General features: G+C 42.7%; 16 protein-coding genes and 1 other annotated feature. All 16 genes read right to left on the bottom strand.

The genetic code is table 11. The features are described 5' to 3' along the window. Nucleotides 1-16 precede the first annotated feature (16 nt). Nucleotides 17-318: a binding site (T-box leader), on the bottom strand. 71 nt (nucleotides 319-389) lie between these two features. The 16 genes from I6N90_RS03555 to murG all read right to left on the bottom strand — a co-directional run bounded on the left by I6N90_RS03555 (nucleotide 390) and on the right by murG (nucleotide 14,628). Next, nucleotides 390-887, bottom strand: a complete 498-nt coding sequence (locus I6N90_RS03555) for a DivIVA domain-containing protein (protein ID WP_197934111.1) — start codon at nucleotides 885-887, stop codon at nucleotides 390-392. Between the two features lie 121 nt (nucleotides 888-1,008). Next, on the bottom strand, nucleotides 1,009-1,791 hold the full coding sequence (locus I6N90_RS03560) for a YlmH family RNA-binding protein (RefSeq protein WP_197934112.1): 783 nt from the start codon (nucleotides 1,789-1,791) through the stop codon (nucleotides 1,009-1,011). Nucleotides 1,792-1,795: 4 nt separating this feature from the next. Continuing rightward, entirely contained in the window at nucleotides 1,796-2,074 is a 279-nt protein-coding gene (locus I6N90_RS03565) for a YggT family protein (protein WP_197934113.1), read from the bottom strand. A 7-nt stretch (nucleotides 2,075-2,081) separates the two neighbouring features. Beyond that, on the bottom strand, nucleotides 2,082-2,549 hold the full coding sequence (locus I6N90_RS03570; RefSeq protein WP_197934114.1) for a cell division protein SepF: 468 nt from the start codon (nucleotides 2,547-2,549) through the stop codon (nucleotides 2,082-2,084). 3 nt (nucleotides 2,550-2,552) lie between these two features. Further along, nucleotides 2,553-3,266, bottom strand: a complete 714-nt coding sequence (locus tag I6N90_RS03575) for a YggS family pyridoxal phosphate-dependent enzyme (protein ID WP_197934115.1) — start codon at nucleotides 3,264-3,266, stop codon at nucleotides 2,553-2,555. A 7-nt stretch (nucleotides 3,267-3,273) separates the two neighbouring features. After that, entirely contained in the window at nucleotides 3,274-4,131 is an 858-nt protein-coding gene (gene pgeF / locus I6N90_RS03580) for a peptidoglycan editing factor PgeF (protein ID WP_197934116.1), read from the bottom strand. Nucleotides 4,132-4,203: 72 nt separating this feature from the next. Beyond that, nucleotides 4,204-4,485, bottom strand: coding sequence for a YlmC/YmxH family sporulation protein (locus I6N90_RS03585; protein WP_197934117.1), 282 nt, complete (start codon nucleotides 4,483-4,485; stop codon nucleotides 4,204-4,206). 145 nt (nucleotides 4,486-4,630) lie between these two features. After that, on the bottom strand, nucleotides 4,631-5,413 hold the full coding sequence (sigG, locus tag I6N90_RS03590; protein ID WP_197934118.1) for an RNA polymerase sporulation sigma factor SigG: 783 nt from the start codon (nucleotides 5,411-5,413) through the stop codon (nucleotides 4,631-4,633). Between the two features lie 114 nt (nucleotides 5,414-5,527). Then, a complete protein-coding gene (gene sigE, locus I6N90_RS03595; protein WP_197934119.1) occupies nucleotides 5,528-6,250 on the bottom strand; it encodes an RNA polymerase sporulation sigma factor SigE in 723 nt (240 codons plus the stop codon). A 29-nt stretch (nucleotides 6,251-6,279) separates the two neighbouring features. Then, nucleotides 6,280-7,206 (bottom strand): sigma-E processing peptidase SpoIIGA, encoded by a 927-nt coding sequence (gene spoIIGA / locus I6N90_RS03600; protein ID WP_197934120.1) that lies wholly within the window; start codon nucleotides 7,204-7,206, stop codon nucleotides 6,280-6,282. 408 nt (nucleotides 7,207-7,614) lie between these two features. After that, nucleotides 7,615-8,733, bottom strand: coding sequence for a cell division protein FtsZ (ftsZ, locus tag I6N90_RS03605; protein WP_197934121.1), 1,119 nt, complete (start codon nucleotides 8,731-8,733; stop codon nucleotides 7,615-7,617). 17 nt (nucleotides 8,734-8,750) lie between these two features. Continuing rightward, the gene (ftsA, locus tag I6N90_RS03610; RefSeq protein ID WP_197934122.1) at nucleotides 8,751-9,992 is read right to left on the bottom strand and encodes a cell division protein FtsA; all 1,242 of its coding nucleotides are present in this window, start codon (nucleotides 9,990-9,992) and stop codon (nucleotides 8,751-8,753) included. A gap of 293 nt (nucleotides 9,993-10,285) precedes the next feature. Continuing rightward, nucleotides 10,286-11,038, bottom strand: coding sequence for a cell division protein FtsQ/DivIB (locus tag I6N90_RS03615; RefSeq protein ID WP_197934123.1), 753 nt, complete (start codon nucleotides 11,036-11,038; stop codon nucleotides 10,286-10,288). 132 nt (nucleotides 11,039-11,170) lie between these two features. Beyond that, a complete protein-coding gene (gene murA, locus I6N90_RS03620) occupies nucleotides 11,171-12,439 on the bottom strand; it encodes a UDP-N-acetylglucosamine 1-carboxyvinyltransferase (protein WP_197934124.1) in 1,269 nt (422 codons plus the stop codon). Between the two features lie 15 nt (nucleotides 12,440-12,454). Beyond that, entirely contained in the window at nucleotides 12,455-13,360 is a 906-nt protein-coding gene (gene murB, locus I6N90_RS03625) for a UDP-N-acetylmuramate dehydrogenase (protein WP_197934125.1), read from the bottom strand. Nucleotides 13,361-13,500: 140 nt separating this feature from the next. Next, entirely contained in the window at nucleotides 13,501-14,628 is a 1,128-nt protein-coding gene (gene murG, locus I6N90_RS03630; protein WP_197934126.1) for an undecaprenyldiphospho-muramoylpentapeptide beta-N-acetylglucosaminyltransferase, read from the bottom strand.

Genomic DNA, 14,628 nt, shown 5'->3' on the forward strand with positions numbered 1-14,628 from the left:
TAAAGCCCCGTCCCGATAAAGGGACGAGGCTTGCTCGCGATACCACCCTTGTTCCACAATTGCCTCTCAAAAAGTTAGGAGACAAACATTCGTCATGTCGTGACGATGCTTATTGTGGCACCTTAGCTGCGAATCCAATCTTGATTCGCGTTCCCTGTAACGTGGGAAAATCCGTCGACGCTTACTGCCGCGTGCAGCGGGTTAGGCGCCTCTTCTCAGAGAGGATATTCGGTAAAGGTTCAAGCACCGGGCTTTCAGCAATCGCCGGCTCTCTGAAGCATGAACGCTGAACGTACTCGTTCTCGTCAATGAAGTTGTTTGATTACTTATTGTATTAGTTATAGCTCACTTAACAGGGTCTTGTCAAACGGGTAATAACCCATTCTTCATTAACCTCTCAGTAGCTCTCTTTCCGAATCTCTTGCACTTGATTCGAGCGACTCCCAACCATCCTGAGTAAGTAGCTCTAATTGTGCTTCTACAAGTGTGCGGAATCGTGCTCTATAGATAGAAGCTTGTTTCTTAAGTTCCTCTACCTCAAGTGATACTTTACGCGATTTGTTTAGGGATTCATTCAAAATGCGATCTGCATTTTTTTCTGCTTCCTTCACAATGAGCTGCGCTTCCTTCTTCGCATTGTTGCGCACCTCATCAGCAGCTTCCTGAGCGACGATGATCGTCTTACTCAGTGTTTCCTCGATATTAGTGAAATGATTTAGTTTCTCTTGCAATGTCAAAGCTTGATTTTGAATTTCCTTGTTCTCACGAATGATGGATTCATAATCTTTAATAACTTGATCGAGAAACTCATTCACTTCATCTTCATCATATCCTCGAAAACTACGAGCAAACTCCTTGTTATGTATGTCCAATGGCGTAAGCGGCATCGGAACACCTCCTTATAAACTTTATTGGCACTTCGCAATCGACGGCAGCAAGCTGCACGAACGCCATCGTTGCCCTCTGACAACAATGATTCGACAGCCTCGCGTTATTTCCTGCAACCTTCTAAATAAATTTACCAATTTTAACCCGAATTCTGCCCCTTTTTGTCACGCCATCGACTTCAAGCACCTTAAATCGACCTAATCCTTTGAAGGATATTACATCGCCTTCTTTAAGCGTTTCAGACGGATCATCCTCCGTCTTCCAGTTCACTCTACAACGCCCTGCACGAATAGGATCTACTATCTTAGATCTGCTCACTCTATAAACATCACTTGCAATGCCATCCAGACGCATAGATGCGACAGTTAGGCTCATTTCTTCAAACTTAGTTGGAACAGGCTTCAGTTCGGAGAGCGGCAATATTTCCGTTAAGACACTTAGTCTGTGTACTTGACGGAGATGTATATTTAAATAATCGGCAATTTCATCCGTAACGATTATATGTGCAAACAATTCATGGACATGAATATCACCGATACGATCTCTTTTAATCCCGAGTCCAAGTAGTGCGCCTAAAAAATCACCATGATCTAGTTCAAGCTTACTGCCTGCAGGAGCTATAGCGGCAAGCACACAAATAGCCACAGGCTCATCATCTAAGCTGCGGTAATCTGGTGCAATTAATGCTCTTTTTCGCTCTGCCTCAGCATAACCTCCATCTAGACGGATGCTTACATCTTGATTTCGACTAGCAAGCATAGAAAGGATGTGGGCTTGTCTTGGGTCTAAAAAATCGGTCCGCTTCAGCTCATGCTGCTGTGCGGACCGCTCTACCCATTCCAAGGCCCGATCGACAAAAGATTTCTCTTCGGGGTGGAAATGTTCATATATAGTTGCTTTCATACAATTAGCCTAAACCTAAGAAGAACAAAATAACTGACTCAAGTCCAATACCAATAAATCTAAGTGCGAAGATAGCAACGATTGGCGATAGATCTAATACACCACCGATTGGTGGGATAAATCTTCTGAATATACCGATGTAAGGTTCTACGATCCGTCCTAGAAATTGTCCAATTGAACTTTCACGAGCATTCGGGAACCACGACAAAAGCACATACCCGATAATCAAATAGCTGTAAATATTTAATGCATTTCTCAAAAAAATGATAATAGTATCTTCCAACCCAAGGTCACCTCATTTTGTTGTAATCGTTCTCCTCTGCAAGCATTTCCGTTATGGCACCTTGAATTTCTACTGAATCAGGCGTACATAGAAAAATATTAGGACCAAGCTTTGAGATGCTGCCACTTAAAGCGTACACTGTGCCGCTTAAGAAATCAACAATTCGTAGTGCAAGATCTGTTCTAACCCGCTGTAAATTTACGATAACAGCGCGGCGAGAGCGCAAATGATCAGCAATCTCCTGTGCTTCGTCATACGAACGGGGTTCGCTTAACACGACTCGAACATTTTTCTGCGAATGAATGCTAACAACATTATTACTGCCAGCAACCGCAGTGTTTCGTATGTTTCTACGTGTCTCGAACGGAGAAGTTTCATTCTCTTGCTCTTCTGGCTGAGTTACACGCTCACGTTCTACCACTTCTTCTTCTTCCTGCAAGCCAAACCAATTCATAAACTTGTTCATTACACTCATCGCTCATTCCTCCTCTTTCCCTACTAAAATAGTTCCTAAACGAATCCATGTTGCGCCTTCCTCAATAGCTACATCGAAATCATTCGACATTCCCATTGATAAATGCACAATTCTGCTGCCATGAGCTGAGTTCATCTGAACATCATCTCTAAGCTCTCGCAATGCTCGAAAGACTACTCTTGTTTCTTCGGGCTTTGATTCATAAGGTGCCATAGTCATTAAACCAATAGGTTTCAGAGCTGGATATGCTTGCAATGCTTCAATAAACGCCATTAAATCTCCTGGCTCCATACCATGTTTGGAGTCCTCTCCAGATACGTTAACTTGAATAAAGCAAGGGACAGTAATACCTAACTGGGAAGCACGTTTATGCATAGCCTCCGCAAGTGACAACCTGTCCAACGAATGTATGTATGAGAACTTTCCTATGACGTCCTTAGCTTTATTCGTTTGCAAGGAACCGATGAAATGCCAACTTGGACTATCCTCATCCGTTTGTCCAGCTTCCTTACTTAACGCTTTCCATTTCTGCTCTGCGTCTTGCCAGCGATTTTCGCCAAGATTCAGCAAGCCGCTTTTATATGCTGAAATTGTTGTCTCAACCGATACATATTTCGTAACCGCTATAACATTTATGTCTTCTCTGCGTCTTCCGGATCGCTCACAAGCCTCTGCAATTCTCTGCTCGACGTGCTGAATACGTTCTTGTATAGACATTATTTATTCACCTTCCTCGAATGCCGATCCAACTGGCCATTCGTCCTGTACTACCGCCTTCCATTCGATGTGAATAGAAAAGATCAGTCCTGCAGCCAGTGCACCACTTGGTTAATTCGATATGGATCGGCAAAATTCCTGCTTTTATCATAATCTGTCGGTTTATTTCTTTCAAGTTTAAATATGCTTTACCATTTTGCGACGATGCAATACAGTTCTGCATGATTGTTTCGTTTAGTTGTAGTTCATTCATAACTCGCTCAACTTCCTGAATGACCACACCATCCACTTCATAACAGCAACTGCCAATGGAAGGACCTATTGCTGCTTTTATATTTTCTGGCTTCACACCATATTCATATCCCATAGCGAGAATAGTCTCTTTTGCTATGTTTTCAACTGTCCCACGCCACCCTGCATGAGCAAGCGCAATAGCTCCGGCCTCTTCCGCATAGAAATAAAGCGGGACGCAATCAGCATAAAAGGAAGCCAGCAGTACACCAGGAACATTCGTCATAATAGCATCACAGTCCCCTATTGTGTCTGCCATTGCCATTCGACCTTTTCCACGTTCCTTTTCTGTTACGATCGATACACGATTGCTATGAACCTGCTCTGCACACGTCCACGCTTCAAAAGGCCAGCCAATAGCGGTTGTTAGTCTTTTTCGATTATCTATTACATCGCTCACAGAATCACCAACATGCAATCCTATATTTAAAGATGTCCAAGGCGCAACACTGACGCCTCCTTCTCTCCCGGAAAATCCAGCTGAAAGTGAATGATTACCTTGCATCCATTGTGACAACAAAAAAAGCGAAGGCTCCTTCGCTGTGTTTGACTTCGTTTGTATAAATGGTTCCATAATTTCACCCCATAATTAAACATTATGCGTAATAAACGAATAACATTTTCCGCATATGTTCAGTTTAACCCCTTAAGAACGGGCATGCAAATCATCTTCTTCTTGGCGCAGTGCTTTTGATTCGTCCATTCTAACGAGCACGACGTCCGCACCGATCTTAACAATATTGCGCCAAGGAATAACAATTTCCGTTCCGTTATTTCCGAAGAGACCAAACATCTTTGTAAACTGTGGCACAACAATAGAATCAATACGGCCCTGACGAAGATCGAGCTCCAGATCAGTTATATGCCCGAGTTTTTTGCCATCTACGATGTTAATAACATCCTTTGATTGGAAATCGGATATTTTCAAGTAGACCCACCACATTTCTTATAGATTGTATTCCACAATCCTTTGTATAAGTATATGATTGATTTGCCCAAAATGTCCTAATGTCCTAATTTTGAATAAAACAAAAATGGTGAGATGCATATGCACCCCACCACTTTTTAATTGTTCATGTTTTTACATGCTTTTGCATCTGTTGGATCGCCGATTTCTCAAGTCTTGATACTTGAGCTTGTGAGATGCCAATTTCATCGGCTACCTCCATCTGCGTCTTACCTTCAAAGAAACGCATCGACAAAATCATTTTTTCGCGCTCATTGAGCTTACGCATCGCTTCCCGCAGCGCAATTTCCTCTATCCACGACACATCCTTATTCCGGTCATCACTTATTTGGTCCATAACATAGATGGGATCTCCACCGTCATGATAGATCGGCTCAAACAACGAAACAGGGTCCTGAATAGCATCAAGTGCGAAAACAACATCTTCTTTAGGAACGTTCAGCGCTTCCGATATTTCAAATATCGTCGGCTCGCGAGAATTTTTATTCGTGAGGCTGTCACGAACTTGTAGCGCCTTATAAGCAATATCTCTAAGGCTTCTTGATACTCGAATCGGATTATTATCCCTCAAGTAGCGGCGTATTTCGCCAATAATCATTGGCACAGCATAGGTGGAAAACTTAACATTTTGACTAAGGTCGAAATTATCAATCGCCTTCATAAGTCCGATGCAGCCGACTTGAAATAAGTCGTCTACAAACTCTCCCCTATTGTTAAAACGCTGAATGACACTAAGCACGAGCCGCAAGTTGCCATTAACTAATTTCTCTCTTGCTATCAACTCGCCCCGGCTCTGCAATGCCGTAAAAAGCTCTCGCATTTCAACATTTGTCAGTATAGGCAGTTTCGCGGTATCCACTCCACAGATCTCGACTTTATTTCGGGTCAACGTGATTACCTCCCAAGGAGAAACATTAATGATCATTATCTCCTTGGACCCTCTTTTTATTCCTAATCTGACATCGTTCGACAATCGAATTTGGTACAAAAGCTTGCTGGACACTTAGACCATCTTATTAAATTCTTTTCGCAAACGTTTAATAATCCGCTTCTCGAGGCGTGAAATATAGGATTGCGATATACCTAACATATCCGCTACATCCTTCTGAGTTTTTTCCTCACCATCAGCAAGACCGAACCGAAGCTCCATAATAATTCGCTCTCTCTCGGAGAGCTTATCAAGTGCCTTATGAAGAAGCTTGCGATCCACTTGTTCTTCAATGTTTCGATAAATCGTATCATTTTCAGTACCAAGTACATCAGACAAAAGAAGTTCATTGCCATCCCAATCAATATTAAGCGGTTCATCGAAGGAAACTTCAGTACGCGTTTTACTGTTACGACGAAGATACATTAAAATTTCATTTTCAATACATCGTGAAGCGTATGTGGCTAACTTAATTTTTTTCTCGGGATCAAATGTATTGACCGCTTTAATAAGCCCAATAGCCCCAATCGATACTAAATCCTCAATATGGATGCCCGTATTTTCAAATTTCCTAGCGATGTAAACAACAAGTCTTAAATTTCTTTCAATGAGCAATGCACGTATTGCGGTATCGCCAGAAGGTAGTTTCTCTAGCAAATACTCTTCTTCCTCGCGCGTCAAGGGAGGCGGTAATGCTTCACTGCCGCCAATATAATATATTTCTTCGCTTTTTAGTCCGAATAAAAATAAAATCCTGTAATAATATAACTGCAGTATTAGTTTGTACTTGACGAGCATGTGGCCCATCCCTCCCCGGTAAAATGTGCTTACGCTTGTTTCGTTTGTACCATTGACGGATGGATAATCGCTTGATATGCCCCATCTGCTGCAAGCTTGCCGCCATCTAAACCTATTAATACTCGCTTCGTTTCAAACACTTGACCTTCCCTTGTAATTTCAACAACATCAGGTTTCAATGCTAGCATGAATTGCGATCCTCTATTAACCCCTCTAAAGGGTATGAGGCGAAGCCGGTCCTGCCACTTAAATGGTTCCGCGTCCAGACCTGCTACTAGACGATCTACTTGCGACTCGCGAATACTTTTCATCCAAGACGCTGGAAACTCATTCTCCCAGTTTGCCACTTCCATAACCATTACCGGAGTGCGAGTTAGTGGATCATAAAGCTGATTGCCCGTATCGATTAATCCAATACACGTATATGCATGTTCATCGATCCTAACCATAACTTCAGCAAGATGAGTTTTCACTAGCTCCCGTTCCCGCTTTTGTGTTAATACAGCCCGATAAATAAATAGACCAATACAAAACGCGGCAGCAAAATAAAAAAGTCCTAGCTTCAGCTCTGCATTCACGCTACCGCTGGCAATCGTTAACGTTTCCCAAACCTCACCAGATCCTTGCATAAACAAATAATAGAGACCTAGCACAGCACCAGCAGCTACAAAATTAACCGTATAGAAAGCTGCAATATTACGTATAAAATGTTGCAGCGAATGAAATCCGAACGTTATCCATATCATGAATAACGAAAACATGACTTTTACGGCCAACGTAAACAGGAATGATAGCTGAGGAACTAGCATAAGTACAACATAACAGGCTCCGAATGTGGCAGCGAACAGTACTCGCCATGGCTTTGGCTTATAGTTACGAACCCACGCTGTTGTCAGCAGCACAGCTCCATCTACAAGCAATTCACGTAGAAACAGGATATCGATATAAACAGCCATGATCGTCCCCTTCCTCCCATTCCAGCGAATCTGCTCGTATTCGTTAATTCGGGAGAACGATTGAGACTAGTATATTGTAATCCTATTTCAAAGTCTGTCTATTCATGACGGCACTAGGCATCTTTTTTTGTCGACGATTCAAAAAAGAAACGACTCTACGAGTGAAATGTATGCATTTATTACACAATAAAAAATAGGATTGTTCAGAAGATCACTGATGATCTCATAGAACAATCCTAGTTGATAACACTTTTCCGACAACAAATAGGTATTAACTTTCCTATTAGGCAAATATATTGTTAATTCGACTACGAAACCCAAATCGACACCTCGAAAACCATTAAAAGTAAAAAATAACCCTATTGAAAGGTTCGATGAACGCTTCAATAGGGTCATTCTATATTTCAACTATCTGTCGCTACGAGGTTGCTTGCGCAAAAACGCCGGAATTTCCAATTGATCACTAGAAGTACCCGTGTTAAAAGGTTTTACACTTGACGCTGCGTGTGTGGATCTAGACTCAACTTGGTCAGAACCTAACGAATTTGTACGACGCTCTGGCTGTTGGTTCGCTTTAGCTTCAAAACCTGTTGCGATAACAGTCACTTTTATTTCATCATTTAATTCTTCGTCAATGATAGCACCAAAAATCATATTAACATCTGGATCTGATGCAGATATTACGATTTCAGCTGCTTCGTTAACTTCATAGAGTGACAGGTTGCTGCCACCAGTAATATTCATAATTACGCCACGTGCACCATCGATCGAAGTTTCCAAGAGTGGGCTCATAATCGCTTTGCGAGCTGCTTCAGCTGCACGATTCTCACCTGTAGCAATACCGATACCCATAAGAGCTGAACCACGCTCAGTCATAATTGTCTTAACATCAGCAAAGTCAAGGTTAATGAGACCAGGTACTGCGATAAGATCAGATATACCTTGTACTGCTTGTCTAAGAACATTATCTGCTGCGCGGAATGCTTCTAACATTGGTGTTTTCTTATCTACGATCTCTAGTAGACGATCGTTAGGAATAACAATTAGTGTATCTACTTTTTCTTTAAGTGCTTCGATTCCAATCTCAGCTTGTCCAGAACGTTTACGCCCTTCAAATGTGAACGGACGTGTTACGATACCTACAGTTAGTGCTCCACATTCACGTGCAATTTCAGCAATTACTGGCGCTGCGCCTGTGCCTGTTCCGCCGCCCATACCTGCAGTAACAAATACCATATCGGAGCCCTTAAGTTGATTAACAATGAGCTCACGGGATTCTTCAGCAGCTTTATTACCAACATCTGGGTTAGCTCCAGCACCAAGACCACGAGTTAGCTTATCACCAATTTGCAACTTATGTTCGGATTTAGCAAGATGAAGAGCCTGTGCATCGGTATTAACCGTAATAAAGTCAACACCCTTTACACCATTCTCAATCATTCGGTTAACAGCGTTACTACCACCGCCGCCTACACCTATTACTTTTATTTGAGCGAGCGTTTCAAGCTCCATATCGAATTCCAACATCACTTTTTATCCCCCAGTCAAATAAATTCGTTAAACATATTTTTAATTCTCTCAATCATACCGGGTTTAGAAGTAGCTGCGGGACCGGCTTTACGACTCGTCGTTTTCTTTACCGTGCCGTTGCCACGAATTCCTATATATTTAGATACATATTGAATCATACCTACACCACTGCTATAAGATGAATCCTTTACGCCAATAAAATCAGGCAATGCAATTCGCACTGACGCCTCAAGTTCCGCCTGTGCAAGTGCAAGTGTTCCAGGTAGTGCGGCAGCACCGCCAGTAAGCACATACCCATTCACCTTGTCACCATAACCAAGGCGACGAACTTCCTGACGAATTAATTGGAATATTTCTTGCATACGAGGTTCAATAATGCTAGAAAGATCTCTCTGAGAAAACTCTTTCTCCATGTTGCTGCCCATACGAGTCACTTTGAATTTAACATCCTCAGCCGCATCTGCAACATTCGCACATCCGTACTTCAGCTTAAACTTCTCAGCTTGATCGCTTTGTGTGCGTAAGCCATACGCAATATCATTAGTTACGAATTCTCCGCCAATCGGCAAAGTAGAAATCGCAGCCAAACCACCTTGATCGTAAACCGCGACTGAACAAGAACCAGCTCCAATATCGACTAGAACCGTTCCTATCATCTTCTCATCCTTAGTCAGTGACATTACGCCTGAAGCTAAGGATAATAAAATAACACCGTTAATTCGTAGTCCGGCTTTCTCAACACAGCGACTTAAATTATGTATGGCCGTTTTCGTTCCTGTAACAATTGTTGCTTCAACTTCTAGTCGAACACCAATCATCCCTCTAGGGTCCGAAATGCCCTCTAAACCATCCACAAGATATTGTTTAGGAACTAAGTTAATAATTTCACGCTCTGGAGGGAGCGCGACTACTTTAGCGGCTTGCAATACACGTTCAATGTCTTCTTCACCGATTTCTCGGTCCTCATTGGATACAGCAACTACGCCATGATTGGTTTGCAATGCAATATGATTGCCTTGAATACCTACATAAACATCTGATATTTGAATGCCAACCATGCGCTCTGCATGCTCAACTGCATTTCGAATGGATTGAACGGTTTGATCAATATCAACAATTGCTCCCTTGCGTATACCCTCTGCGTCAGCAGATCCAACTCCGATAATATTAACGGTTCCATTGCTTAATTCACCAATAATAGCACGAACTTTGGATGTACCGATGTCCAAACTGACGATGATGTCATTGCTGCTCAACTTGCGGCACCTCCGTTTCCAATAATAATAATTGCATTTTTATATGATAAATCTCTCTAAGTCTATCTACTTATTCAACGCCCTTAATATTTTCCCTCTTTTTTCAACAAATTTTTCAGAAATTTTTAAGTTTTTTGTCGAAGCATGGAAAAATATATGAAAAGCAATTTGAATAATTTCGTTGTAAGGAAGCTTGTATCATACTTGCTGGCATAAATGTCTCTAATAGCCCTATTCTTCTAACGTCATAAATAAAATTCTACCATTCTTTCAAGCTATTGAGTAGTCTCTTTTTAGTCTGATTGTATATTTTCTCCATCTTCGATACTGAATGGAACATAAGTATCTGCAAGCAACATCGTAATTTTACCAGGCTCTTGTGTTTCAATAACAGCATTAAGTGCTTCAATTTTGTCTGGAAGAACAGAAACGGCTGTGATGACTTCGAATCTCGTTCTTGTGTACATCCGAATACGGTCAGGGTATGCCTTTGACGGTATTGGAGTTATTTCCGATAAGTCAGAAAGCTGTTTAACTGGAATAAGCGCCAATTGCTTCGTCAATGCTAACTTTACTGGATCATCAGATTTCCAACCAGATAGAATAGGCTTGTCGAGCAGTTGATTACCACTATTAACTGATTTCACGCTTGTCCCATTTGCGAGCAAGGCTGTTAACTCTCCTTGTTCCGCTAGCTCAAATGCTACTACTGGAAATTCCTTCACCGTAATTTTAACGATGCCTGGGAAAACTTTCATCACATCAACAGATTCCACTTGCGGTTGTTTCTCCACTTTACTAGCAATAGAACTGGATGAAGTTTGGAAAAAGGCATCTCCAATATGAATACCCGCAGACTGAACAATTTGGTCACGTGTTGTAAATGTATTACCCGTAATCTGAATATCAGAAACTTTACTTATAGATGAGTTAAAAAACAATACGGCTAGCAAAGCAATAAACAATAGTAATAGAATGGCAAGCAGCTTCTTATTGCCTCTGCGTTTGCGAGCAGGTTCCTTTAGCACAGGCATTTGCGTGCTCATAACTTGTCCCTCTTTTCCTAGAAACGTCGGCTTCCTTAGCAATTGCTTTACAATCTGCCGCGTAACGATACGCTTTAGGTATTGCAAGCAAATAGGAAGCCTGTCGTTTCTATCTTACTATTACGTATATGATTAATTATTAGGCACTGGTGAATAGCGAGAAATATTTGCACCTAACCTCGACAACATCGACTCGATTTTGTCATAACCGCGATCAATATGATGCACCTGCTCTACGACAGTCCGGCCTTGAGCTGCTAATCCAGCTATAACGAGTGCTGCTCCAGCACGCAGGTCAGTTGCTTCAACAGTAGCCCCATACAGACGTGGAACTCCTTTTATAAAAGCTGCATTAAGATCTACGCGAATATCAGCACCCATTCTTGACAGCTCATCCACATGTTTAAGTCTGCCTTCAAATATCGTTTCCTTCATTATGCTAACGCCGTCAGCGAGCGTTAATAAAACCATGACCTGTGATTGAAGATCAGTAGGAAAAGCTGGGTAAGGCGATGTTACGATACGTTCTACTGCCTTTGGTCTAGCAACACTACCGACTTTTATTATATCACCGTCGACGACTATTTGAACACCTGCGCGGCGCAGAACATGAATAAGTGAGGATAAATGAGCGGGATGTGTTTGCTGAAGTGTGACCCCACCGCGAGTTGCAGCTGCCGCAACCATAATCGTACCTGCCACGATTCGATCGGGAATAACTTTATATCGGCATGGAGTTAATTGTTTAACACCTTCAATGGTGATGGTATCCGTACCCGCCCCCATAATTTTGGCGCCCATTGCATTTAAGAATCGTTGCAAATCTTGAATTTCAGGCTCACGTGCGGCATTGCTAAGCGTCGTTCTTCCTTCTGCGAGTACTGCTGCCATCATAATATTTTCCGTGGCTCCGACACTTGGGAAAGTAAGATGAATGTCAGCGCCTTGAAGTTTTTCGGCACGGCATATAATGCGATTACCAATTTCTTCGATCTCTGCACCCAGTGCCTGCAAGCCTTGCAGATGCAGATCGATTTTCCGTTCACCGATCGCGCATCCACCTGGTAGATAGACTTCAGCCTCGCCAAATCGAGAGAGAAGCGGACCCATTAAAAAAATAGAAGAACGCATCTGTTTCATCAACGTTTCCGGCACATGGGACGTGTGTGCAGAAGTTGTGTCAAGCACCACAGTATCACCCGTGTGTTCGGCACGGCATCCTAATTCGCGTAAAATGTTCAGCATAACATCGATATCAAGCAAATGAGGTACGGAATCAATCGTTATCGTACCTTCAGCCAATAAACTGGCAGCCAATATCGGTAAGGCGGCATTTTTCGCTCCTTGGATAACTATGGTTCCTGAGAGAGGTTTCCCGCCTTCAATAACCAATTTGTCCAATGTATCACCTCCGAATTACCGCTCGCCCACCACTAATACCTCTGGCACAAGACTTACGCCGAAGCGCTCTTCTATTGTGCTCTGGATATGAGACATTAAGGCGAGAACGTCTCTAGCTGTCCCTTGCCCGGTGTTTACAATAAAATTGGCATGTAGTTCAGAGACTTGCGCTCCTCCAATTTGGAAACCTTTCAGTCCTGCCTCTTGGATGAATCTAGCTGCGAAATCACCCGGCGGATTACGAAATACACTTCCAGCGCATGCCATTTGCAATGGTTGAGTCCGCAGCCTCCGCTCCTTGTGAGCGGCAAGTGTTGAAGTGATTTCCGTCCGATCACCCTCTTCAAGTTCAAAGGCTGCCTCTATGACGACACCTCTTAGCTCATGAAGAATGGAATGACGGTATGAGAAACGCATATCTTCCCTTTCATAACGAACCAATTCCCCTGTTTCCAGTACAATGTCAGCAGACTTAAAAATACGTGATACATCCGATCCATGCGCTCCAGCGTTCATATAGACGGCACCGCCAACCGTTCCGGGAATTCCACTTCCGAATTCGAGGCCACTTAGCCCTTGCCTACCAGTCAATACGGACAGCTTGATAAATGAGTACGAAGCTCCTGCAATAACAGTGTTCCCATCAATACGCATGTAATCGAGACCTTGGGCTGGTTTGATCACAACACCGCGAACGCCTTTATCGCTGACCAGCATATTAGAGCCACGGCCCAAGTTCGTCCAGCCTAACCCATGTTTATGCAGCAGCTTTACTAGCGCTACTAGTTCGTCTTTGCCAGTTGGAAGGATTAATAGATCGGCAGGTCCGCCGATTTTCCATGTTGTATGTTTAGACAGCGGTTCATTGTATAGAAGCTCGCCCACGTTTGCTTGCTCCAATTCCGCTATAAATGCTTTCATTGCGACAACCTCCTTCATAGGTGCAAATAGTGCTTTTCGCTACGGCAAATTGCCGCTTTATTGTGAATTTCCGCTCCCGCAGTTGACGATCACGAATATAGAGTATCCTATGCCTTGACATTTCGTTGTGTGACAATCGCCTATTTCGCGCTGTCCCGTGTATTTCTATGATATAAAATCTTCAACTGCTCTACTATACGCGCTGCAGAGTCAGGAACAGCAAGTTCGCAAGCAGCCTCTGACATTACAGACATACGCTCTCTATCGTTAAGAAGTTGCTGTAACCGCTCAAGGAGCGTATCTCCGCTAAGCTCACGTTCCAGAACGATTTCTGCTGCTCCAGCTGATTCGAGACTTCGTGCATTTGCTTCTTGATGATTGTTCGTCACATTTGGTGACGGAATTAATATAGACGGCAATCCAAGAGCAGTAATTTCAGCTAACGACGACGCACCAGATCGACCAACAACTACAGATGAGTCTCTAAGAACATCTGCCATATTATGCAAATAAGGTACAATAATAAGATTATTGTTCTCTTTCGTTAAAATGTCCTCTAAACGAGTAAGCGTCGACTGGTAATAAATTTCTCCCGTGACGAAAACGACATGAGCATCCTTTAATTCATTCAACTTTGATGCCATCTCCACAACAGCTTCATTTAATGCCCGTGCCCCTCGACTGCCACCAACAATTAACACAAGGGAAGTAGTAGGGGGTAGCGCTAATGATTGCAGCCCTCTGCCAGAGACACCTCGTAGCACATTAGTAGCACAAGGATTACCTGTAAAAGAAATGCTTTTTGCTTTTGGGAAATGAGATATCGATTCTTTGAAACTTACACCGATATGATCAGCATATCGGGATAAAAATTGATTCGTTAAGCCCGGAATTGCATTCTGCTCATGAATAAAAGTCGGTATGCCGAGTTTAGCTGCAGCATAAACGACTGGTCCACAAACATATCCACCTGTACCAACGACGACATCAGGTTTGAACTTCCGCAATATCTCTTTAGAGCGCTGCACCCCTTTAAGGAAACGTACGACTGTTTTAACATTTTCAAACGATAGCTTTCTACGGAATCCTGTAATCTCAATAGACTCGAAATCAATGCCCTGTCCAGGAACAACTTTACTTTCGAGTCCTTTGGATGTACCTATATATAAAAGCTTCGTGTCCGGGTCGTTCTGCAACATATGTTTGCCAATAGAGATAGCTGGATAAATATGTCCGCCTGTACCACCTCCGGTCAACACGATTCGCAT

The sequence above is a fragment of the Paenibacillus sp. GSMTC-2017 genome (assembly GCF_016019935.1).
Taxonomy (GTDB): domain Bacteria; phylum Bacillota; class Bacilli; order Paenibacillales; family Paenibacillaceae; genus Pristimantibacillus.

Coding starts and splice junctions, on each gene's coding strand:
- I6N90_RS03555 (WP_197934111.1), bottom strand. CDS start 887: ATGCCGCTTACGCCATTGGACATACATAACAAGGAGTTTGCTCGTAGT.
- I6N90_RS03560 (WP_197934112.1), bottom strand. CDS start 1,791: ATGAAAGCAACTATATATGAACATTTCCACCCCGAAGAGAAATCTTTT.
- I6N90_RS03570 (WP_197934114.1), bottom strand. CDS start 2,549: ATGAGTGTAATGAACAAGTTTATGAATTGGTTTGGCTTGCAGGAAGAA.
- I6N90_RS03575 (WP_197934115.1), bottom strand. CDS start 3,266: ATGTCTATACAAGAACGTATTCAGCACGTCGAGCAGAGAATTGCAGAG.
- pgeF (WP_197934116.1), bottom strand. CDS start 4,131: ATGGAACCATTTATACAAACGAAGTCAAACACAGCGAAGGAGCCTTCG.
- sigE (WP_197934119.1), bottom strand. CDS start 6,250: ATGCTCGTCAAGTACAAACTAATACTGCAGTTATATTATTACAGGATT.
- spoIIGA (WP_197934120.1), bottom strand. CDS start 7,206: ATGGCTGTTTATATCGATATCCTGTTTCTACGTGAATTGCTTGTAGAT.
- ftsZ (WP_197934121.1), bottom strand. CDS start 8,733: ATGTTGGAATTCGATATGGAGCTTGAAACGCTCGCTCAAATAAAAGTA.
- I6N90_RS03615 (WP_197934123.1), bottom strand. CDS start 11,038: ATGAGCACGCAAATGCCTGTGCTAAAGGAACCTGCTCGCAAACGCAGA.
- murB (WP_197934125.1), bottom strand. CDS start 13,360: ATGAAAGCATTTATAGCGGAATTGGAGCAAGCAAACGTGGGCGAGCTT.
- murG (WP_197934126.1), bottom strand. CDS start 14,628: ATGCGAATCGTGTTGACCGGAGGTGGTACAGGCGGACATATTTATCCA.